The organism is Martinezella tropici, assembly GCF_003287875.1.
Lineage (GTDB): Bacteria > Pseudomonadota > Alphaproteobacteria > Rhizobiales > Rhizobiaceae > Rhizobium > Rhizobium tropici_C.
In genome coordinates this window covers 13,891-35,966 of record NZ_QMKK01000015.1, presented here as the reverse complement: position 1 = coordinate 35,966, position 22,076 = coordinate 13,891, and the positions used below count along the sequence as shown (strand labels likewise).

Annotated in this window: 22 protein-coding genes; 15 read left to right on the top strand and 7 right to left on the bottom strand. The window is 59.5% G+C overall.

Annotated features, from left to right (window positions below; all coding sequences use genetic code 11):
- Positions 1–99 precede the first annotated feature (99 nt).
- Together alaS and DQ393_RS01040 are read left to right on the top strand one after the other, a co-directional pair.
- Positions 100–2,760: an alanine--tRNA ligase gene (alaS, locus tag DQ393_RS01045; RefSeq protein WP_112339968.1), complete on the top strand. Its 2,661-nt coding sequence runs from the start codon at positions 100–102 to the stop codon at positions 2,758–2,760.
- A 137-nt stretch (positions 2,761–2,897) separates the two neighbouring features.
- On the top strand, positions 2,898–3,749 hold the full coding sequence (locus DQ393_RS01040; protein ID WP_112339967.1) for an AraC family transcriptional regulator: 852 nt from the start codon (positions 2,898–2,900) through the stop codon (positions 3,747–3,749).
- Between the two features lie 46 nt (positions 3,750–3,795).
- Here the strand turns inward: DQ393_RS01040 and DQ393_RS01035 are convergent, their stop codons facing one another.
- Entirely contained in the window at positions 3,796–4,422 is a 627-nt protein-coding gene (locus tag DQ393_RS01035) for a glutathione S-transferase family protein (protein ID WP_112339966.1), read from the bottom strand.
- 119 nt (positions 4,423–4,541) lie between these two features.
- A complete protein-coding gene (locus DQ393_RS01030) occupies positions 4,542–5,756 on the bottom strand; it encodes an NADP-dependent isocitrate dehydrogenase (RefSeq protein ID WP_004108975.1) in 1,215 nt (404 codons plus the stop codon).
- 222 nt (positions 5,757–5,978) lie between these two features.
- Between DQ393_RS01030 and DQ393_RS01025 the strand changes: the two genes are divergently transcribed.
- From DQ393_RS01025 to DQ393_RS01000, 6 genes are all read left to right on the top strand, one after another.
- Positions 5,979–6,581 (top strand): hypothetical protein, encoded by a 603-nt coding sequence (locus tag DQ393_RS01025; RefSeq protein ID WP_181592264.1) that lies wholly within the window; start codon positions 5,979–5,981, stop codon positions 6,579–6,581.
- 176 nt (positions 6,582–6,757) lie between these two features.
- Positions 6,758–7,600, top strand: coding sequence for an RNA methyltransferase (locus DQ393_RS01020; RefSeq protein WP_112339965.1), 843 nt, complete (start codon positions 6,758–6,760; stop codon positions 7,598–7,600).
- The gene (gene murI, locus DQ393_RS01015; RefSeq protein WP_112339964.1) at positions 7,581–8,381 is read left to right on the top strand and encodes a glutamate racemase; all 801 of its coding nucleotides are present in this window, start codon (positions 7,581–7,583) and stop codon (positions 8,379–8,381) included. Before DQ393_RS01020 ends, murI begins: the two co-directional genes overlap by 20 nt.
- A gap of 2 nt (positions 8,382–8,383) precedes the next feature.
- Entirely contained in the window at positions 8,384–8,848 is a 465-nt protein-coding gene (locus tag DQ393_RS01010; RefSeq protein ID WP_112340021.1) for a GNAT family N-acetyltransferase, read from the top strand.
- An 85-nt stretch (positions 8,849–8,933) separates the two neighbouring features.
- Entirely contained in the window at positions 8,934–10,079 is a 1,146-nt protein-coding gene (locus DQ393_RS01005; RefSeq protein ID WP_112339963.1) for an alpha-hydroxy acid oxidase, read from the top strand.
- 130 nt (positions 10,080–10,209) lie between these two features.
- Positions 10,210–11,727, top strand: coding sequence for an ATP-binding protein (locus DQ393_RS01000; protein WP_112339962.1), 1,518 nt, complete (start codon positions 10,210–10,212; stop codon positions 11,725–11,727).
- Between the two features lie 7 nt (positions 11,728–11,734).
- Here DQ393_RS01000 and DQ393_RS00995 read toward each other — a convergent pair whose 3' ends face one another.
- The gene (locus tag DQ393_RS00995; protein ID WP_112339961.1) at positions 11,735–12,175 is read right to left on the bottom strand and encodes a TA system VapC family ribonuclease toxin; all 441 of its coding nucleotides are present in this window, start codon (positions 12,173–12,175) and stop codon (positions 11,735–11,737) included.
- The gene (locus DQ393_RS00990) at positions 12,172–12,399 is read right to left on the bottom strand and encodes a CopG family transcriptional regulator (protein ID WP_112340020.1); all 228 of its coding nucleotides are present in this window, start codon (positions 12,397–12,399) and stop codon (positions 12,172–12,174) included. The genes DQ393_RS00995 and DQ393_RS00990 overlap by 4 nt, the downstream gene beginning before the upstream one ends.
- A gap of 295 nt (positions 12,400–12,694) precedes the next feature.
- Here DQ393_RS00990 and rpsD point away from each other — a divergent pair, with 295 nt between their 5' ends.
- The 6 genes from rpsD (at position 12,695) to DQ393_RS00960 (ending at position 18,051) form a co-directional block, all read left to right on the top strand.
- On the top strand, positions 12,695–13,312 hold the full coding sequence (rpsD, locus tag DQ393_RS00985) for a 30S ribosomal protein S4 (RefSeq protein WP_112339960.1): 618 nt from the start codon (positions 12,695–12,697) through the stop codon (positions 13,310–13,312).
- A gap of 71 nt (positions 13,313–13,383) precedes the next feature.
- On the top strand, positions 13,384–14,313 hold the full coding sequence (locus DQ393_RS00980) for a glutaminase (protein WP_112339959.1): 930 nt from the start codon (positions 13,384–13,386) through the stop codon (positions 14,311–14,313).
- A gap of 60 nt (positions 14,314–14,373) precedes the next feature.
- Positions 14,374–15,261 carry a tRNA 2-thiocytidine(32) synthetase TtcA gene (gene ttcA, locus DQ393_RS00975; protein WP_112339958.1) on the top strand — a complete coding sequence of 296 codons (888 nt, stop codon included), beginning with the start codon at positions 14,374–14,376 and terminating at the stop codon, positions 15,259–15,261.
- Between the two features lie 73 nt (positions 15,262–15,334).
- On the top strand, positions 15,335–16,162 hold the full coding sequence (locus DQ393_RS00970; RefSeq protein WP_112339957.1) for an inositol monophosphatase family protein: 828 nt from the start codon (positions 15,335–15,337) through the stop codon (positions 16,160–16,162).
- Positions 16,163–16,178: 16 nt separating this feature from the next.
- Positions 16,179–17,003 carry an inositol monophosphatase family protein gene (locus tag DQ393_RS00965; RefSeq protein ID WP_112339956.1) on the top strand — a complete coding sequence of 275 codons (825 nt, stop codon included), beginning with the start codon at positions 16,179–16,181 and terminating at the stop codon, positions 17,001–17,003.
- 118 nt (positions 17,004–17,121) lie between these two features.
- Positions 17,122–18,051, top strand: a complete 930-nt coding sequence (locus DQ393_RS00960) for an adenylate/guanylate cyclase domain-containing protein (protein WP_112339955.1) — start codon at positions 17,122–17,124, stop codon at positions 18,049–18,051.
- A gap of 120 nt (positions 18,052–18,171) precedes the next feature.
- Here the strand turns inward: DQ393_RS00960 and DQ393_RS00955 are convergent, their stop codons facing one another.
- The 3 genes from DQ393_RS00955 to grxD all read right to left on the bottom strand — a co-directional run bounded on the left by DQ393_RS00955 (position 18,172) and on the right by grxD (position 21,176).
- Entirely contained in the window at positions 18,172–19,455 is a 1,284-nt protein-coding gene (locus tag DQ393_RS00955; protein ID WP_112339954.1) for a multidrug effflux MFS transporter, read from the bottom strand.
- A gap of 13 nt (positions 19,456–19,468) precedes the next feature.
- Positions 19,469–20,701: a multidrug effflux MFS transporter gene (locus DQ393_RS00950; RefSeq protein ID WP_112339953.1), complete on the bottom strand. Its 1,233-nt coding sequence runs from the start codon at positions 20,699–20,701 to the stop codon at positions 19,469–19,471.
- A gap of 139 nt (positions 20,702–20,840) precedes the next feature.
- Positions 20,841–21,176: a Grx4 family monothiol glutaredoxin gene (grxD, locus tag DQ393_RS00945; RefSeq protein WP_112334744.1), complete on the bottom strand. Its 336-nt coding sequence runs from the start codon at positions 21,174–21,176 to the stop codon at positions 20,841–20,843.
- 384 nt (positions 21,177–21,560) lie between these two features.
- On the opposite strand from grxD, the gene DQ393_RS00940 reads away from it, so the two are divergent.
- Positions 21,561–21,863 carry a hypothetical protein gene (locus tag DQ393_RS00940; RefSeq protein WP_112339952.1) on the top strand — a complete coding sequence of 101 codons (303 nt, stop codon included), beginning with the start codon at positions 21,561–21,563 and terminating at the stop codon, positions 21,861–21,863.
- The last annotated feature ends 213 nt before the right edge of the window (positions 21,864–22,076 follow it).

The following is a 22,076-nucleotide window of genomic DNA, read 5'->3' as shown; positions in this document are numbered from 1 at the left end:
CGGCCGGTTTTGTTCGTGCGGCTGGACAGCGCCGGGAGCGGACGATAAAAGCCACTGACTTTGATGCAAGTTGCTGAGCGCAGGACTGAAGGGCCCCATATGAGCGGTGTGAATGAAATCCGGTCGACCTTCCTCGACTATTTTAAGAAAAACGGCCACGAGATCGTGCCGTCGAGCCCGCTGGTGCCGCGCAACGATCCGACATTGATGTTCACCAATGCCGGCATGGTGCAGTTCAAGAACGTGTTCACCGGCCTAGAGCAGCGTCCCTATACGACGGCGTCGACGGCGCAGAAATGCGTGCGCGCCGGCGGCAAGCACAACGACCTCGACAATGTCGGCTACACCGCGCGCCATCACACCTTCTTCGAGATGCTCGGCAACTTCTCCTTTGGCGACTATTTCAAGGAGCGCGCCATCGAGCTTGCCTGGAACCTGATCACCAAGGAATTCGGTCTCGATGCCAAGCGCCTGCTGGTCACGGTCTATCACACCGATGACGACGCCTATAATCTCTGGAAGAAGATTGCCGGTCTTTCCGATGACAAGATCATCCGCATCGCCACCAGCGACAATTTCTGGGCGATGGGTGATACCGGTCCGTGTGGCCCCTGCTCCGAAATCTTCTACGATCACGGCGATCATATCTGGGGCGGCCCTCCCGGCTCTCCGGAAGAAGATGGCGACCGCTTCATCGAGATCTGGAATCTCGTCTTCATGCAGTTTGAGCAGATCACCAAGGAGCAGCGCGTCGACCTGCCGCGTCCGTCGATCGACACCGGCATGGGCCTCGAGCGCGTTGCCGCCGTGCTGCAGGGCAAGCATGACAACTACGATATCGATCTCTTCCGCGCGCTGATCGAAGCTTCGGAAGAGGCGACCGGCGTGAAGGCCGAGGGCGAGCATCGTGCCAGCCATCGCGTCATTGCTGACCATCTGCGTTCGTCTGCCTTCCTGATCGCCGATGGCGTGCTGCCGTCAAATGAAGGCCGCGGCTACGTGCTTCGCCGCATCATGCGCCGCGCCATGCGCCACGCGCAGCTACTCGGCGCCAAAGAGCCGCTGATGTGGAAGCTGCTGCCGGCGCTGATCCAGCAGATGGGCCGCGCCTATCCGGAGCTGGTGCGCGCCGAGGCGCTGACCTCCGAGACGCTGAAGCTCGAAGAAACCCGTTTCCGCAAAACGCTGGAACGCGGCCTTTCGCTGCTCAACGATGCCACTTCGGATCTGCATAAGGGCGACAGTCTGGACGGCGAGACCGCCTTCAAGCTCTATGACACCTACGGCTTCCCGCTCGACCTGACGCAGGATGCGCTGCGCGCCCGCGGCATCGGTGTCGATATTTCCAGCTTTACCGATGCCATGGAGCGCCAGAAGGCCGAGGCGCGCTCGCATTGGACCGGCTCCGGCGACAAGGCAACCGAAACCATCTGGTTCGAGCTCAAGGAAAAGAACGGTGCGACCGAATTCCTGGGCTATGACACGGAAACCGCCGAAGGCGTCATCCAGGCAATCGTCAAGGACGGTGTCGCGGTCGACAGCGCCTCTGCCGGCGACAAGGTGCAGATCGTCGTCAACCAGACGCCGTTCTACGGTGAATCCGGTGGCCAGATGGGCGACACGGGCGTGATCTCCAGCGATCACGGCAAGCTCGCTGTCAGCGATACGCAGAAGAAGGGCGAGGGCCTCTTCGTTCACAGCTCCGAAGTTTCGGAAGGCAAGATCAAGGTCGGCGACGCCGTCGTCCTGACCGTCGATCACAACAGGCGTTCGCGCCTGCGCGCCAACCATTCCGCCACCCATCTGCTGCACGAGGCACTTCGCGAAGTACTCGGCACGCATGTGGCGCAGAAGGGCTCGCTGGTTGCCCCCGAGCGGCTGCGTTTCGACGTTTCGCATCCGAAGCCAATGTCGGCCGAGGAGCTCAAGGTCGTCGAAGAGATGGCCAACGAGATCATCCTGCAGAACTCGCCGGTGACGACCCGCCTGATGAGCGTCGACGATGCCATCGCGGAAGGTGCGATGGCACTGTTCGGCGAGAAATATGGCGACGAAGTCCGCGTCGTATCGATGGGGCAGGGCGTGCGGGGTGCCAAGGCCGGCAAGCCCTATTCCGTCGAGCTTTGCGGCGGTACGCATGTCTCCGCCACTGGCCAGATCGGCCTCGTCCGCATTCTCGGCGAAAGTGCCGTCGGTGCCGGCGTGCGCCGCATCGAAGCCGTGACCGGCGAATCCGCGCGCGACTATCTCGCCGAGCAGGACGATCGCGTGAAGAGCCTCGCCTCGGCGCTGAAGGTACAGCCGGCCGATGTCGTCACGCGCGTTGAAGCGCTCATGGACGAGCGCCGCAAGCTGGAACGCGAACTGGCGGATGCCAAGCGCAAGCTTGCCATGGGCGGCGGTCAGGGCGGTTCGGCCGATGCTGTCCGCGAAGTCAATGGCGTCAAATTCCTCGGCAAGCCGGTTTCCGGCGTCGATCCCAAGGATCTCAAGGGTCTGGCGGATGAGGCTAAGGCAAGCCTCGGCTCCGGCGTCGTGACGCTGATCGGCGTCTCGGATGATGGCAAGGCCAGCGCCGTCGTCGCCGTCACGGAGGACCTGACGAGCCGCTTCAGCGCCGTCGATCTCGTGCGCGTTGCTTCGGCTGCGCTCGGCGGCAAGGGCGGCGGCGGCCGTCCCGACATGGCCCAAGCCGGGGGCCCGGATGGCGCCAAGGCTGATGAAGCGATCGAGGCAATTGCTGCAGCACTTGCTGGCTAAGTCGCTGATTTCCGATAGATAATCCAGGATGGCGGATGCTTCGGTGTCCGCCATTTTTGTTTATGCAGGCAACTCCGCAGGATTTGTCAAATCCGGTTATGCTCTTGTCGGCCGATCGATTTACAAGGGGGTTAGACATGAGTGGTGGAACGGCGTGGACGCTTTACGAGACCCGGTTGCGGCGGGTTTCGGCCTATATCCATGAGCATCTGGATGAAGAACTCGATATGGAAAAGCTCGCCGAGATCGCCTGCATGTCCAGCTACCACTGGCACAGGATCTATCGGGCGATCTATGGTGAGACGGCGGCGGCGACCGTCAAGCGGCTGCGGCTGCACCGTGCCGCCGGCGATCTCGTCAACACCCGTCTATCCGTCAGCGACATTGCAAAGCGGTCGGGCTATCCCAACCTCCAATCGTTCAACCGCATCTTCAGATCCGTCTACGGCATGCCGCCGGCGCGATATCGGAATGAGGGAAGCCACAGGATCTTCGAACCCAATACTCAAGGAAGGATCACGATCATGTTCGACGTTACGCTTCGCACCATTTCCCCGATGTCACTGATCGGTGTCGCCCATCGCGGCTCCTACATGCAGATAGGCCAGGCTTTCGAAACACTCTTCGGCACCATCTTCGCCCGCGGTCTGGCAGGGCCGGACATGCGCATGATCGGCGTCTATCTCGACGATCCCGATGTCGTGGAAGCGGACAATCTGCGCTCCTATGCCTGTGTTACTGCCAGCGAGGCCGTTGCGACTGCCGCCCCACTGGAACGGCGCTCGCTGGAGGGCGGTGAATATGCCGTGCTGCGTCACAAGGGGCCTTATGCGAACATGCATAGGGCTTATCAGTGGCTCTATGCGCAATGGCTTCCGGCTTCCGGACGGCAGCTGCGCGATACCCTCATGTTCGAGGAATATATCAACAATCCGCGTGATGTACCGCCGACGGAATTGCTGACGGATATCTATATGCCGCTTCAGTAGCGGCATAAGATCCCGATAGAGGGTTTCCTTTCAATACCTTGTATTGTCAGGCATTAGCCGGTTTCGGCATCGCGGCATTATCAATCTCGTTGCCACGGCGGTAGGCGTCGCGGTCGCTGACCCGGCTCCAGTAGTCGATGAAAGCTGGCCGCTTTTCGATCGTCCCGAAATTGAGACCCCAGCCGATATGCGAACCGACATAGACGTCGGCGGCCGTGAAGCGGTCGCCGGCGATAAACGGCGAGGTCGTGACGGCGTACTCCATCGCATCAAGCACATTCGCGAAGCTGCCGCAGCCGGCCATGCGCAGGCGTTCCGGCGGCACTTCGAAGCCGAGGGTGCGATTGGTGATCGCCATCTCGAACGGGCCGGCCGCAAAAAACATCCAGCGGAAATAGCGGCCGCGCTCGGCCGCTGTCGGGGCAAGGCCTGCCTGCGAGAAGGTTTCGGCCAGATAGGCACAGATGGCGGCACCTTCGGTGACGACGGTGTCGCCGTGCTTGATGGCCGGCACCTTGCCCATTGGGTTGACTGCAAGATATTCCGGCGACTTCATCGTCGTGCCGTAGTCGAGATATTCGGTGCGGTAGGGCTGGCCGATTTCCTCCAGCATCCAGCGGGCTATGCGTCCGCGCGACATCGGATTGGTATAGAAAACGAGTTCCTCAGCCATCTGCCTCTCCCTTTTGTTGCGCGCATTTTTGCCACCGGTTCGCCCCGGCGGCAAGATTCCGCGCAAAAGAAAACCCGGCGCTGAGGCCGGGTTTTCTTATGTCCAGATGGTGACGAGGCTTAGGCAGCCATGGCCTTCTTGAGGTTTTCGTCGATCTTGTCGAGGAAGGCGGTGGTCGAGAGCCACGGCTGATCGGGGCCGATCAGCAGCGCCAGGTCCTTGGTCATGTAGCCGGCTTCAACCGTGTCGACGCAAACCTTTTCGAGCGTGGAAGCGAACTTCGCGAGTTCGGCATTGTCGTCGAGCTTGGCGCGATGAGCGAGGCCGCGGGTCCAGGCGAAGATCGAAGCGATCGAGTTCGTCGAGGTTTCCTGACCCTTCTGGTGCTGACGATAGTGGCGGGTCACCGTGCCGTGTGCGGCTTCGGCTTCGACCGTCTTGCCATCCGGCGTGAGCAGAACCGAGGTCATTAGGCCGAGCGAGCCGAAGCCCTGGGCAACGGTATCGGACTGGACGTCGCCGTCGTAGTTCTTGCAGGCCCAGACGTAGCCGCCGGACCACTTGAGAGCCGAGGCAACCATGTCGTCGATCAGGCGATGCTCGTAGGTGATGCCGGCTTCGTCGAACTGAGCCTTGAACTCGTTCTGGTAGACTTCTTCGAAGATGTCCTTGAAGCGGCCGTCATAGGCCTTGAGGATGGTGTTCTTGGTCGAGAGGTAGACCGGCCACTTGCGCATCAGGCCGTACATCATCGAGGCGCGGGCGAATTCGCGGATCGACTCGTCGAGGTTGTACATGGCCATGGCAACGCCGGCGCCAGGAGCGTTGAAGACTTCCTTCTCGATGACCGTGCCGTCTTCGCCGACAAACTTGATGGTGAGCTTGCCCTTGCCGGGGAACTTGAAGTCGGTGGCGCGGTACTGGTCGCCGAAAGCGTGACGGCCGACGACGATCGGCTGCGTCCAGCCCGGAACGAGGCGCGGAACGTTCTTGCAGATGATCGGCTCGCGGAAGATGACGCCGCCGAGAATGTTGCGGATCGTGCCGTTCGGGCTCTTCCACATTTCCTTGAGGTTGAATTCCTTGACGCGGGCTTCGTCCGGCGTGATCGTCGCGCATTTGATGCCGACGCCGTATTTTTTGATGGCGTTAGCGGCGTCGACGGTGACCTGGTCATTGGTGGCGTCGCGGTTTTCGACCGAGAGGTCGTAATAATCGATATCGATGTCGAGGTAGGGGAAGATCAGTTTTTCTTTGATGAGCTGCCAGATGATGCGAGTCATTTCGTCGCCATCGAGATCGGCAACGGGATTTGCGACCTTGATCTTCTTCATGCTTCTGCCTCGTTTAAGCTGATGGGACCCGATGGTCCTGTGAGTAATATGAAGTCCCGAGGGCTATAGCACCGCAAGTGCGGAACGCAAAGCCGATAGAGCCTTGGGCATAGTGTTTTTGATCATTCGTGACATCATCCGCTTTTTGCGATCCGGCCATTGCCAAAGCGGTCGATGGGGCTAAGGTCGCGCATGTTTTGCCTGTTATTACGGAATCACGTCATGCAGAAATTTGCCGCATCCGCGCTTGCCTTCACGCTCTTTCAGTTCTCCCTAGGCGCGCATATGGCACTGGCCGCCGATGCGACGACGCCGGTCAAGGCCATCATGGATGCGACCGTCTCGAACTGGGCGGGCGGCGACAGCGATTGGCAGGATATCTTCGACGAGAGCAAGCTCAAGGATATCTACAGCAAGGATTTCGCGGCGAAATATCAGGCGGCGGCGCAATTTCCCGCCGCCGACGAGGATGGTATCTCGCCCTTCGACTACGATGTCATCGTCAATGCGCAGGATGCGTGTCCGCTGGAGGACGTGAAGATTGCCGCCCAGACGCCGAAGAACAATGTGACCGAGGTGCTGGCGACCTTCAAGAAATCCACCTGCATGGGATCAGATGCCGATTATCAGAAGGTGACCACGGTTCGTTTCGAGGTCATCGAAGAGGGCGGCAGGCCCCTGGTGGACGATATCGTCACCAACGATGACAACGGCAATCCGAGCTCGCTCAAGAGCGTGATGGTGGATCTCGTCAAACAACAGCAGCAACAGCCGACAGACCAGACGCAGCAACCGTCGGATCAGAAGCCCGCCAATCCACAATAATCGGGCCGGATTCGTTCTGCCGTTCAAGCGCAAAAACCTTGCCGATCGGCTGGCGTCTCGCTATTGCGACACCGGAATCAGGACATTGAGCATGATGTCGTCCGAAAACCGCTAACACTTCTCGGCATCATGCTCGAATTAGCGCGATTGGTTTCGCGCGCGGAGATTTAGGCATCATGGCAGGCACGAACAGCGAGCGTCAACTTCTGGCCGAAGGGCCGGCCATCATTCTGGTCGAGCCGCAGATGGGCGAAAATATCGGCATGGTGGCGCGCGCCATGGCGAATTTCGGCCTTGCCGAGTTGCGGCTCGTCAATCCTCGCGATGGCTGGCCGAACGAGAGGGCACAGGCGACGGCTTCCAAGGCGGATCACATCATCGAAGCGACCAAGGTCTACGAGACACTGGAGCAGGCGATCGCTGATCTCAATTTCATCTATGCGACAACCGCGCGGGAGCGGGATGGTTACAAGCCGGTGCGTTCGCCTGTTATTGCCGCGCAAACCCTTCGTGCCAAGTTCCAAGCAGGTGAGGGTACCGGCATCCTCTTCGGTAGGGAGCGCTGGGGCCTGACGAACGAGGAAGTGGCGCTGGCCGACGAGATCGTGACATTTCCCGTCAATCCCGCCTTTGCTTCTTTGAACATCGCGCAGGCCGTGCTGCTGATGTCCTATGAGTGGATGAAGTCGGGCATGGAGGATCTCGGCGATGTGCCTTTCCAGGCGATCGAGCAGCGGCCTTCGACGAAGGAGCAGCTTTTCGGCCTTTTCGACCAGCTCGAGGAAGCGCTGGATGCGCGCAATTATTTCCATCCCGCCGGGAAAAAGCCGAAAATGGTCGACAATCTCCGGGCCGTCCTCTCGCGCCGGGCCTTCACCGAACAGGAAATCAGCGTCTTGCGCGGGGTGATCTCGTCTCTCGACCGCTTCTCGCGGAAGTCCCCGCGCGGCAGTGGCTCGCATCCCCGATCCTCGAAAGCACCCAAGGAAACCACGAACGATGACAGCAGCGGCGAATGAGCTGAAACCGGTCCTTGTTTTCGATTCAGGGATCGGCGGTTTGACCGTGCTGCGCGAAGCACGCGTGCTGATGCCGGAGCGGGGTTTCATCTATATCGCCGACGATGCCGCATTTCCCTATGGCAGTTGGGAAGAAGCAGCCTTGAAAGAGCGCATTGTCGGTCTCTTCGCAAAGCTGCTCGCGCAATATGATCCGGAAGTCTGCATCATCGCCTGCAACACGGCGTTCACGCTGGCCGGCGCCGCTCTTCGTGCCGCCTTTCCGCAGATGACGTTCGTGGGTACCGTGCCGGCGATCAAGCCAGCTGCGGAGCGCACGCGCTCCGGGTTGGTCTCCGTGTTGGCGACACCGGGCACCGTCAAGCGCGCCTATACGCGCGATCTGATCCAGTCCTTTGCCACACAATGCCATGTGCGGCTTGTCGGATCGGAAAATCTGGCGCGCCTGGCGGAGAGCTATATTCGCGGCGATGCAATTACAGACGAGGCCGTCATGACCGAGATCGATCAGTGCTTCGTCGAGATGGATGGCCGCAAGACCGATATCGTGGTGCTTGCCTGCACGCATTACCCTTTCATGGCGAATATTTTCCGTCGCCTTGCGCCTTGGCCGGTCGATTGGCTCGATCCGGCTGAAGCCATCGCAAGGCGCGCCCGCAGCCTGGTGCCGCAGATGGCCGATGCTGTGCATCCCGACAATTTCGACTTTGCGGTGTTTACCTCCGGGGCACCCGATTTCCCCACGCGCCGGCTGATGCAGGGTTTTGGACTCAAGGCTTGATGATGAAAGACAAGGTTTCGCTGCGAAAACTCGATCTCGCGGATATGCCGGCGGCTGCCGCTGTCCATCGCGCTTCCTTCAACGAGCGGCTGCCGGCGCTTGCCGGACTTCATACGCCCGAAGAAGATGTTGGCTTCTGGAGCGCTGTCGTTTTCAAAGATTGCCAGATTTGGGGTGCGGAAGAGGGCGGTCGTCTTGTTGGCGTCATCGCCTTTCTCGAGGATTGGATCGACCAGCTTTATGTTCTGCCTGAGGCGCAGGGGCGCGGCATCGGCAGCCGCCTTGTCGATATCGCCAAGTCGACCTATCCGGCGCTGTCGCTCTGGACGTTCCAGAGAAACGAGCCTGCGCGCCGCTTTTACGAGAAGCATGGCTTCTTCGTGGTTGACGAGTCGGATGGGGCAGGCAATGAGGAAAAGGAGCCGGATGTGCTTTACAAGTGGGAGGCACGCTTGCATCGGTTGTAATGCAGCATTGGGCTGAGTGGCGGAATATTGGGAGGGCGATATTTGATGTCTTTTGAGATTGATTGCAGTGTTGTCGGGGCAAGCCATGCGTCTGCGTGAGTGCCACAACTTCCATGATTTTCGCCTTCTTGCGAAAAAGCGTCTTCCCGGCCCGATCTTCAACTATATCGACGGCGCAGCCGACGACGAAGTGACGCTCCGGCGGAACACAGCCAGCTTCGAAAGTTGCGATCTCGTTCCCAACGTCCTGCGCGGGGTCAGCGAGATTGATATGTCTGTCACCGTCATGGGGCAAAAGCTCGCGACACCTTTTTATTGCTCGCCGACGGCGTTGCAGCGTCTCTTCCACCATCAGGGTGAGAACGCGGTGGCTGCCGCAGCTTCTTCGCTCGGCACCATGTTCGGCGTTTCCTCGCTCGGTACCGTCAGCCTTGAGGAAATCCGCAAGAAGCATGCGGGACCGCAGGTCTACCAGTTCTATTTCCATAGGGATCGTGGCCTGAATCGGGCAATGATGGAGCGGGCGAAGGAAGCCGGCGTCAACGTGATGATGCTGACGGTGGACAGCATTACCGGCGGCAATCGCGAGCGCGATCTTCGCACGGGGTTTTCCATTCCGTTCAAGCTCAATCTAGCCGGGATCACCCAGTTCGCCATCAAGCCTGCGTGGGCGCTGAACTACGTCACCCACGAGAAGTTCCGCCTGCCGCAGCTCGACGAGCATGTCGACATGAGCGGCGGTGCGATGTCGATCGGCAAGTATTTCACCGAGATGCTGGATCCGTCGATGAACTGGAACGACGTTGCCGAGATGGTGAAGCACTGGAACGGGCAGTTTTGCCTGAAGGGCATCATGTCGGTCGAGGACGCAAAGCGTGCGGTCGATATCGGATGCACCGGCATCGTGCTCTCGAACCATGGCGGCCGGCAGCTCGACGGTTCTCGCTCCGCGTTCGATCAGCTGGCGGAAATCGTCGACGCCGTCGGCCATCGCATCGATGTCATGATGGATGGCGGCGTCCAGCGCGGCACGCATGTGCTGAAGGCTCTGTCGCTCGGTGCCAAGGCCGTTGGCCTCGGCCGCTTCTATCTCTATCCGCTGGCCGCTGCCGGTCAGGCGGGCGTGGAACGGGCACTGCGGCACCTGCGTACCGAAGTGGAGCGCGACATGAAGCTCATGGGCTGCACATCGGTCAGCCAGCTGTCGCGCGCAAACCTGCGCTTCAGGTAGGTCTCGCAATCGCCTGTGGGTTTTTTCAATCCACGGGCGCGAAGCTTGGAAATCTTTGCTAGACGGAGGCGCGTCCTTTCAGAAAGATGGGACGCATCGACATTTGATTCTCGCTCATAGGGGAAGTGCATTGCAGGTCGGCATCGACATGGGAACGGCGTCCGGCGGGACCAGCGCCCAGCTCGATATCGAGGAGCTGCTGGCGACGCGTCTCCTGGTACAGGGCAATTCCGGTTCCGGAAAATCGCATCTTTTGAGGCGCCTGCTCGAACAGTCGGCGCAATGGGTGCAGCAGGTCATCATCGATCCAGAAGGCGATTTCGTCACGCTGGCCGACAAGTTCGGGCATGTGGTCGTGGATGGCGAGCGCACGGAAGCAGAGCTTGCCGGCATCGCAAACCGTATTCGCCAGCATCGCGTTTCCTGCGTGCTGACGCTCGAAGGGCTTGATATCGAGCAGCAGATGCGCGCTGCCGCCGCCTTCCTCAATGGCATGTTCGATGCCGACCGCGAATTCTGGTATCCCGTGCTGGTCGTGGTCGACGAAGCGCAGATGTTTGCCCCCTCGGTCGGCGGCGACGTTTCGGAAGATGCGCGCAAGATGTCGCTAGGCGCCATGACAAATCTGATGTGCCGCGGCCGAAAGCGCGGCCTTGCCGGCGTCATCGCGACGCAGCGCCTGGCGAAGCTTGCCAAGAACGTTGCCGCAGAAGCCTCCAACTTCCTGATGGGCCGTACCTTCCTCGATATCGACATGGCCCGCGCGGCCGATTTGCTCGGCATGGATCGCAGGCAGGCGGAAATGTTTCGCGACCTCAAGCGTGGCAATTTCGTCGCCCTCGGGCCGGCACTTTCGCGTCGCCCGCTGCCGATCACCATCGGCACGGTGGAAACATCGGCGCGTTCCTCCAGCCCGAAGCTGATGCCGCTGCCGGATGCACCGCAGGATATCGAAGATCTGATCTTCACGCCGGATCCGGAAGAGTTCACGCGTCCCGTTGTCCGCCGTACCACACCGGCGCCGCGTCCGACGACCGATATTCTGGCAGAGCTTTCCCGCTCCGTACCGGCGGCAAGCCCGGCACCTTCGGAACCGAAGGTCAGCCAGCCGGAACTATCGAGCGAGGATCGCGAGGCGAGAGTGAGCGCCGTGCTCTCCGAAATCCTCGACGATCCGGCCTCGGGCTTCCGAACGGATTCGGTGCTTTATCAGGAGTTTCTTGTACGCTTGCGCATGCGCCGCGTTCCCGGCGCACCCATGAGCCTTTCGGAGTTCCGTCGACGCGTGGCGATTGCCCGCTCCGGTGCGGACGAAGAAGTCATGGCGACGGATCAATGGGCAACGGCGCTTTCGCTATCTGCCAGCGTCACCGACGATCTGCAGGGTGTTTTCCTGATGCTGGCGAAGGCCGCTATCAGCGGCGAGCCATGCCCGTCCGACGCCCGCATCGCCCGCGCCTATGGTACTCATTCGGCCCGGCGCGCGCGGCGACTGCTGAGCTATTTCGAAGAGCAGGGCAGCGTCGTCGTCCACACGGATTTTTCGGGCAAACGCATTGTCGCCTTTCCGGATATGGGGTCGCAGACCGCGCCCGGCGATGCCAATGCGCCCGATCTCGACGGCGGTGAGCAGGCGGCGGCTGAATAGCTGCCGGTTACACGTTGCTGGCGATGATGTGGAGTGCGGCTTTGCCGTCCTTGACGGCCGAAGTTGATAGGCGCCGGTCGAACGTTGCCAGTTGGCCCCCATGGAATTTCGCCAATGCCAACAGGTAGGTGTCGGTGATTTGTCCAGGAGTCAGAATGCGTGTCGAATCCACCAAAGTATCATCCAGCAGACTGATATCGTCGGCCCAGAATTGGTGACCCGGCAAGCTGCGAAGTTGGGCAACAAGAACCGCAGCTGTTGACGGCGGCCCAGGAGAATTAGGGTAGTTGGGCTGGCTAAGAATCCGCACAACCCCATTTTCCGTTAACGGACACGTTGCCCAACTATCGCCGGCTAGGGAGTGAAACCACTCATGGGCCATATCATGCGATACATGGCCAGGGTCGAATAAAGCGATCAGAACATTGACGTCCAACAAAAATGTCACGGAAGTTCGTCACGAAGTTTGTTGACAAGATCGAGCGTAACAGGGGGATTGCCCGTCTTAGGCGTGAGCAACGGAATACCATTCCGCTCCTTTACCGGCTGCGGACGGTTGAGCGACCGGCGAGCCAGGTCGGAAATGACATCACCGATACTGCGGTGCTGCTGTTCTGCCATCGCCTTTGCCGCGGCAAGTACGTCGTCGTCAATTGCAAGGGTTGTTCGCATCATTGCACCTTGATCGGTCATCAAGCATCAAGCATCAAGCATCAAGCATCAAATATAGCATTCGCTGCTTCATTCTCAACAGCGTCGCGTGCGGCTGTTGACATTTTCATAACGACCCCTTACAGACCGCGCCAACGCCGGGCAGAAATGTCCGGTGTTTCATTTGACATGTCCCGTGGCTTCGTCCGTTCGCTAACGTGAGAGGCCTGTCAGAGCTCGAAAACGGAGTTCAGAGGAGGGCGTGTTTCCTTCGCGGTTCGGCAACGGGCCGCCATAACACTTGAAAGGAAATGCGATGAGCAAGCGCGAATCGTCCAAGTACAAAATTGACCGCCGTATGGGCGAAAACATCTGGGGCCGTCCGAAGTCCCCGGTTAACCGTCGCGAATACGGCCCGGGCCAGCACGGCCAGCGCCGCAAGGGCAAGCTTTCGGACTTCGGCGTGCAGCTGCGCGCCAAGCAGAAGCTGAAGGGCTACTACGGCGACCTGCGTGAAAAGCAGTTCCGCGCCATCTTCGACGAAGCCAACCGCCGCAAGGGCGATACCTCGGAAAACCTGATCGGCCTGCTCGAATCGCGCCTCGACGCGATTGTCTACCGCGCCAAGTTCGTTCCGACCGTCTTCGCAGCCCGTCAGTTCGTCAACCATGGCCACGTCACCGTCAACGGCGTTCGCGTCAACATCGGTTCCTACCGCTGCAAGGCTGGCGACGTTATCGAAGTTCGCGAAAAGTCCAAGCAGCTCGTAACCGTTCTCGAATCGGTTTCGCTCGCTGAGCGCGACGTTCCGGAGTACATCGAAGTCGATCACAACAAGATGGTTGCGACCTTCGCTCGCGTTCCGGCTCTCGGCGACGTACCGTACGCCGTTGTCATGGAACCGCATCTGGTCGTCGAATTCTATTCGCGTTAATAAGCGTATAACTTTCTTGATGAATGAAAAGCCGCTCGGTTCGAGCGGCTTTTTTGTCTTTGGAGCGCCTCATGACGGATTTGCAGGCCATTCTCGACGGCATTCATGCGGAGCTTTCGCCGCGCATCGGCGAGGGCAAGGTCGCCGATTACATTCCGGAGCTGGCAAAGGTCGACCCGAAGCAGTTCGGGATGGCAATCGCGACGGTCGATGGCGATGTCTACAGCATCGGCGACGCCGGCGTTCCTTTCTCTATCCAGAGTATTTCCAAGGTCTTTATGCTGACCCTGGCGTTGGGCAAAGTCGGCGAGAGCCTGTGGAATCGTGTAGGGCGCGAGCCGTCCGGCACGGCCTTCAACTCCATCGTCCAGCTGGAGCGCGAAGAGGGGATACCGCGCAACCCCTTCATCAATGCGGGCGCGATCGCCATCAGCGACGTCGTGCTGGCCGGGCACGAGCCGCGCGAGGCGATCGGCGAGCTGCTGCGCTTCGTGCGCTATGTAGCTGACGACGAGACGATCACCATCGATGACAAGGTTGCGCGTTCAGAGACCCAAACCGGTTATAGAAATTTCGCGCTCGCCAATTTCATGCGCGCCTACGGCAATCTCCACCATCCGGTCGAGCATGTGCTCGGTGTCTATTTCCATCAATGCGCGCTGTCCATGAGCTGCCAGCAGCTTGCCAAGGCTGGGCTCTATCTCGCTGCGCGCGGCAGCAATCCGATCACCGGCCACTCCGTCGTCTCGCCGAAGCGGGCGCGGCGTATCAATGCGCTCATGCTGACCTGCGGCCATTATGATGGCTCGGGGGACTTCGCCTATCATGTCGGCCTGCCGGGCAAGAGCGGCGTCGGTGGCGGCATTCTGGCGGTGGCGCCGGGCATCGGCTCGATCGCCGTGTGGTCGCCGGGGCTGAACAAGGTCGGCAATTCGCAACTCGGCGCCGTAGCGTTGGAAATGCTGGCTGCGCGCACCGGCTGGTCGGTGTTCGGCGATTGATACGGTGTCTTCTCGTTCCGCTTTCTGCTATCAGCGTGGCGAGATGCAAGGAATGACGCAATGAATATCGCGACCACTGTGAAAGACGACATCGATATCGAGGCTGAAGATGGCAGTTCTGCCGTTCATCCGATGTTTTTCGATGCGCCGCGTTCGGTCTCCTTCAACAAGCTTCGCAAGCGCCTGTTGCGGCAAGTGCGCCAGGCAATGGAAGACTTCCAGATGCTGAAGGGCCAGAAGCGCTGGCTGGTCGGCCTTTCCGGCGGCAAGGATTCCTACGGTTTGCTGGCACTGCTCCTTGATCTGAAATGGCGAGGCTTGCTGCCGGTGGAGCTGATCGCCTGCAATCTCGATCAGGGGCAGCCGAATTTCCCAAAGCATATCCTGCCCGAATACCTCACGAAGATCGGTGTCACGCATCGCATCGAGTATCGCGACACCTATTCCATCGTGAAGGAGAAGGTGCCGGAGGGGGCAACCTATTGCTCGCTCTGTTCGCGCCTGCGCCGCGGCAATCTCTATCGCATCGCCCGCGAGGAAGGTTGCGATGCGCTGGTGCTTGGCCATCACCGCGAGGATATTCTCGAGACCTTCTTCATGAACTTCTTCCATGGCGGCCGCTTGGCTTCCATGCCCGCAAAGCTGCTCAACGACGAAGGCGACTTGATGCTTCTTCGTCCGCTCGCCTATGCCGCTGAGGACGATCTTGCCAAGTTTGCCGCGGCCATGCAGTTTCCGATCATCCCCTGCGATCTCTGCGGCTCGCAGGATGGGCTGCAGCGCAATGCCATGAAGGACATGCTCGCTGATATCGAGCGGCGCATGCCGGGCCGCAAGGATACGATGCTGCGCGCCCTGGCGCATGTGAACCCGTCGCACCTGCTCGATCCGAAGCTGTTCGATTTTGCGGGTTTGATGACGCAGGGCTCTTCGAGCGATTCCGCTTAATTTCAGGGCTTTTGCCACACCGATGTCATCGAATCGGGCATAAGAGGAAGCCCTTTCAAAACAGAGGCTTCCGATGACCTTCTCCGATGCTGATTTCGACTATGTGATGACGATCGTTGCAGAAGCGGCGTCAAAGGAGATCATGCCGCGCTTCCGCAATCTGGATGCCGGCGACATATCGGAAAAGACCTCGGCTATCGACCTCGTGACCGAGGCCGATCTACTGGCCGAAAAGCATATCACCACGGCGCTGAAGGCGCGCTTCCCGGCTGCCCTTATCGTTGGTGAAGAGGCCTATGAGGCGGACAAAACAGTTGTGCCTGCTCTGGCGCATGCGGAGCTTGCCTTCGCTATCGACCCGGTAGATGGCACATTCAATTTCGCTGCCGGCCTGCCGGTCTTCGGGACGATACTGGCAATTGTCGCCAATGGTGAGACCATCGGCAGCATCATTCATGATTCCGTACTGGGCGACACCGTTACCGCCATGAAGGGCGGCGGCACTTTCCTGCGCCGGAGAACGGGACAGGTGAGGCGGCTTTCCGTTGCCAGACCCGCGCCCTTAAGCGCCATGACGGGCGCCATATCCTGGGGGCACATGGACGAACCTGACCGGTCCCGCATCAGCGCCAACCTGTCCAAGACCCGCATGGCATTCTCGCTGAATTGCTCGGCTTATGAATATTGGATGGTGGCTTCAGGCAAATGGCATTTCATCGGCCATTGCAAGCTTATGCCATGGGATCATCTTGCCGGCGTGCTGGCGCATCAGGAAGCCGGCGGCTATACCGCCAAATTCGATGGTACGCCCTACAGGCCCGGTGAAACCGTGGGCGGCATTATTTCTGCGCCGGATGAAGAAAGCTGGCAGATGATTCGTCGCGACATCATTGGTGCCTGACGGGAAAGGACAAAGCATGACATCGCTTGTTGACGTTACCACGCTTGCTCATGTGCTGCGCCGCGCGGCACAGACGGAGATCCTGCCGCGTTTTCGCAGGCTTGGCAGCGACGATATCCGCGCCAAGAGCGAGGCGACGGATCTGGTGACGGAAGCCGACGAACGTGCAGAGCGCATGATCAAGGCCGAGGTTTCGCGGCTCTGGCCCGAGGCGCTGTTCGTCGGCGAGGAATCGGTTGCCGCTGATCCGTCGTTGCTTGGCAAGCTGGCGGATGCCGATCTTGCCATCATCGTCGATCCAGTCGACGGCACGTTCAATTTCGCTGCCGGCATTCCGGCTTTCGGTGTCATGGCCTCGGTCGTCTCCAAGGGAGAAACGGTCGCCGGCATCATCTTCGACCCGATGGGCGACGACTGGGTGCTGGCAGAGCGCGGCAGCGGCGCATGGCTGCGGCGGCCGGACGGCGAGACGCTGCGTCTCAACGTTGCGCCCTCCGTCGCGCTGGAAGAGTTGGTCGGCATGGCGGCTACAGGCTTTTTGCCCAAGGAAAAGCGCGCCGAGATCATGGGTAATCTCGCCAAAGTACGCTACACGACCTGCTATCGGTGCGCGGCCCACGAATACCGCACGCTTGCCGGCGGCTATGTGCATTATCTCATGTACAACAAGCTGATGCCCTGGGATCATCTGGCGGGAGCGCTGATCTCTGCCGAGGCTGGCGCCTATGTCCGACGTTTCGACGGCTCTCCCTATTTGCCGCACCACCTCGACGGCGGGCTGCTGATTGCGGCGGACAAGGATACCTGGGAATTGCTGCGGCGTGAGGTCTTCACCCTCTAAAGCGGGTTTCGCGGTTGAATTGCCGACGGTGCCCTACTTGGAAAGTGCCGGCTGGAGGGCTATCTTTGCTGTAACAGGCAAGAGCCCTGGTCGGTGCTTGCCGCGAGGATGAAGACAAATGTCCGAGACGAGCCGCAAGCTGACCACCATCTTCTGCGCCGACGTGCAGGATTATTCGCGCCTCATGGGCAAAGACGAGGAGGGGACACTTTCGACCCTTCGTCGTTACCGCGAGGCGATGAAACGGCTGATCGAAGCGCATGGCGGGCGTGTCATCAACACCTGGGGCGATGGCGTCTTTGCCGAGTTTCCGAGCGTCGTCGAAGCTGTGCGCGCTGCGATCGACACGCAGAACGAGCTTGCCGGCTACAATGCAGTGACCGATCCCGACAAGCAGATGCTCTTTCGCATCGGCCTCAATCTCGGTGATGTGATCGCCGATGGCGATGACCTTTATGGCGACGGCGTCAATATTGCCGCCCGGCTGCAATCGCGCGCTGCTCCGGGTGGCATCGTCATTTCCAACACGGTCTACGATCAAGTCCGCAATAAGGTGGCGGTCGGTTTCGATTTTCTCGGGCAGCTCGAGGTCAAGAACATCGAAGGCGGCGTGCCAAGCTATGCTGTGCGGATCGGCGGCGTGCAGGTTGTCGACACCACATCCGATTATCGGTCGGCCCAGGAGCCGGCTCCCGTGCGGGCGCCCGAAGCGGCGATGCGGGAATCCTTGCCGCAGGACTGGCGGCGGAGCTACGGTGTTGCTCTAGTCGTGTGCATCGGCCTAGCCGTTCTTAACGGGTTGACCTGGGATGGCGAATTTTGGGCGAAATGGCCCATACTCGCGATTTTGTGGGTCAACGCGTATCGTTACGTCCGTAGCAACCCGCAGATCGATATGGCGATCGCGAGCCTTGTCATCACAGGTATCGGGATCGTTACCATCAACCTTTTCACCTGGCACGGAACACCATGGGCGATGTGGCCGCTCTTCGGGCTTGCGATCGCTGCGGCTGTGCGCTGGGTCAGTCGGCCGCGCAGCGGCGCCTAGAGCAATTCCAGGAAAAGTGCGCAGCGGTTTTCCGTCCGGAATTGCGTGAAAACAAAGAGATAGAGCGGTTCAGAGATTCCGTGAAAAACTGAACCGCTCTAAGGAAGGGAGGCACGTCGTTCAAACATGCCCCATGCCCGGCTCCAGCGCCGGTGTATCGCCGGGATGAGTGAAGAGCTTGCCACGTTCCGCCCAAAGCGTCGCGACGATCGATAGCGCACCGAATACAGTGAAGCCGGCGAGCAGCGGTTGCGCGGTGCCATCAAACATCTGACCGACGATGCCGCCGATGAGAACGCCGACCGTCGTGGAGATCGAGCTGGTGATGGCGGCTGCCGTGCCCGCAAGATGCCCCATCGGCTCGAGGCTGATCGCCATGCAATTGGTGGTGATCACTGCAAACATCATCAGCATCACCGAGATCAGTACATAGATGAAGGTGAAGCTCGGCTGGCCGAACATGCCGACGATGTAACCGATGGCGCCTAAAACGGTGAAAATGATCATGGCGGCATGAGAAATACGGCGCATGCCGAAGCTGCGGACGAAATAGCCATTGGCGAACTGTGCCACGGCGGTGCCGGCTGCCGTTGCCGCAAAGGCGATCGGAAACGTGTCCCCAAGGCCGTAGACTTCACCGAAAACCTGCTGCACGGATACGATGTAGGCACAGATGATGCCGGTATAGAGCGTCAGGCCGATCGTGTAGCCGCAGGTGATGCGATTGGTCAACACTGTCTTGAAGCCGGACAGGACAGAGGCGACCGAAAGCGGCAGGCGTTCCTCGGCTGGAAGCGTTTCTTTCATGCGGAAGAAGGCGACCAGGAACAGGCCAGCGCTGACGATGCCGAGCAGGATGAAGATCCATTGCCACTTTGAATAGGCAACGATCATCTGGCCGACGAAAGGGGCAACCATCGGCATGATCATGAAGACGATCATGACATAGGACATGACGCGGGCCATTTCGCGTCCGCCGAAGCAGTCGCGCACGATGGCAAGCGTCGTGATGCGCACGGCTGCGGCGCCGACACCCTGGGCGAAGCGCAGGACGAGCAGCGTGAAGAGATTGCCGCTCCAGGCCGCCGCAAACAGCGTCGCCATGTAGAAGGCGAGGCCGCCGAGCAGGATGCGCCGACGGCCGTAAGTGTCCGACATGCTGCCGAAAAACAGCTGACAGATGCCGAAGCCGAGGAAGTAGACGCCGATGACGAGCTGAGTGTCATTCGAGTTGGCGACATGAAGCGATTGGCCGATGTTTGGCAGTGCCGGCAGCATGCTGTCGATGCCCATGGAGATGCTGGCCGTCATCAGGGCGATCAGCAGGATGAATTCCACGATGCCGAGGCCGATGCGGCTGGAGCCGGACTGTTCCGGCTGGTGAGACTGAGGCGCGGTTGTCATTTGAATATGCCTGTCAATGCAAAGCGAGAGACTGGTCGGCCGGAGGGGGCGCATTATGCGGGCGGAAGAGGCGACCCCTTTCGGCAATCAGCACGAACATCAAACCGATCAGCGAGACTGTGAAGTAGCCGATGACCATCGGCGTCGCCGTACCGTTGAAATACTGGCCGATGCCGGCGCCGATCGATGCACCGCCGACCGTGCTCATGAAGCCGAGCACCGAGGAAGCGGTTCCGGCGACATGGCCGAGCGGCTCCATGGCGAGCGAGTTGAAATTGGAGCCGATCCAGCCGAACTGGAACATTGCCAGCGCGAAAAAGATCATGAAGAGCGGGAAGGGCATCGGCGCCGGGCCGTAAAGCTGGACGATCATCCAGATGAAGGTGACGACGGAGAAACCGAGCAGCGCCGCATGCGACAGCCGCCGCATGCCGAAACGGCCGACGAGTTGCGAATTGATGAAGGATGACAAGGCCATGAACAGCGCCACGCCGCCGAAGGCGACGGGCGTGTAGACGCCGAGTCCGTAAATGCCGCTGTAGATCTGTTGAGCCGAGTTGATGAAGCCGAACAGCGCCCCAAACAGGAACGTGCTGGCAAGGGTGTAACAGAGGGCCACCCTGTTCGTCAGCACGATGCGGAAACCCGCGGCAACGGATTTGACCGTCAAAGGCCGGACGTTTTCCGGTTTCAGCGTTTCGGGAAGCCGGAAGTACATCCAGAGACCGACAAGTGTCGCCATCGTGCCGATGAAGACGAAGATCATGTGCCAGGTGCTGATCAGCAAGATGATCTGGCCGCTTCCGGGCGCGATGACGGGCACGATCATGAAGACCATCATGATCAGCGACATGACCTCCGCCATCAGACGGCCGCCGAAGACGTCACGAACGATCGAAATGGTGATAACACGTGTCGCCGCCGATCCGAGACCCTGGATGAAGCGCAGGAGGAGCAGGCCTGCAAAGGACGGGATAAGGGCAATGCCGAAAGCGGAGATGACGTAAACGGTAAGGCCGATCAGCAGGGGCAGGCGGCGGCCGAAGCGATCCGACAGGGGACCGTAGATGAGCTGCGCCAAGCCGAAGCCGATGAGATAGGCCGTCACCACATATTGCCGATGATTCTCGTTTATCACGCCAAGGCTGGAGCCGATCTGCTGCAAGGCGGGGAGCATGATGTCGATCGCGAGCGAATTGATCGCCATCAGGAAGGCCGCGAGCGCGATGAACTCGCGTTTGCCCATGGGCAGCTGCCCATGGGACATAGCCTGGGATGTGTTCGTCACGGTTTTATTCCCATAAACATGTCAAGGCGCCGCCCGATGGCAGCGCCTTTTCGATCCAATTGAACTATGGAAACCGGACGGGGAGCCCGGTGCCCGGTCAGGCGGCGCCGCGAACGCTGATGCCGTGTTCCTGGAGGTGTTGCTGCAACTCGCCCGCCTGGAACATTTCGCGTACGATGTCACAGCCGCCGATGAACTCGCCCTTTACATAGAGCTGCGGAATGGTCGGCCAGTTGGAATAGTCCTTGATGCCCTGACGAATCTCGGCATCGGCAAGGACGTTGACGCCCTTATAGTCGACGCCGATATAATCGAGAATCTGGACCACTTGGCCTGAGAAGCCACATTGCGGGAACTGGGGCGTGCCCTTCATGAAAAGAACGACGTCGTTGTTCTTGACTTCGTTGTCGATGAATTCGTGAATACCGCTCATTGGACAGTTCCTTTCACATGCGGAGTCAAGGTCCGCAGCGTTAAATCTGTTCCTTAAATAGCAAGCGACAGGCGCGATTTCCAGCGGCAAAACGCAGGCTTTTCCTTTTTCATCGCATGAATGGATTTCCAGCATCAGCTGTTAAGAAAGATGGCCGAAATGGCTCATTGGCAATCTTTTCTGAACAGTGCGTTTTGAAAACGCCTCTTCAACTCCAAGCCTGAACAACACAAATGAAAATTTCAAGCAAGGGACGATTAATATTAGGCCGCTACTTAATTTACAAACGGCCGGTATGTTTGTTAGAGTTTGTCGATTGATGCGATTTGGCGCGTATCGGTCCCTTGTTGACATTGCATTCGTATTTTTGAGGGAGCGGACACCATGAGCCACCATCACTATTCCGACGGGCAGGTTGGTGAAGAGCGGGAATTTTACAGTTCGGAGGAAAGAAGCGAGGGCGAGCGGGAATATTATGAGCATGTGCGCACGCCAAGGGCTTCCATTCTGAACAGTGCCGTGACCGTCTGTGCCATCGTGCTCGTTTTGAGCATTGCCTTCGGCTACCGCGCTTCGACTGCTCCGACACCGCAACCAGCGGTGCCGCCGATCGTCCAAAAAATCATGATCGCGCCGCCGGCGGACCCCTGTGCAGACAGTTCTCCCTATCCTGGCCGCGAATGCTGAGGTCGCCTTCTTGTCACCGTGCGGTACAGCAGCGAGTCGGGTGACCTCTATAAGCGTTCTTCTTTCCCGCCAACGGCCACGACCTTAAACACTTGATTTCAATCTTTTTATGTTGAGATGAATTGTGGGCGCCGCCATGAAAAAGCCCGTAGCCCGTGGTTTTGGCGATTTCCAGTATTTTCGATGCCGCTCGTGCGCCCAGGGACAGACTGC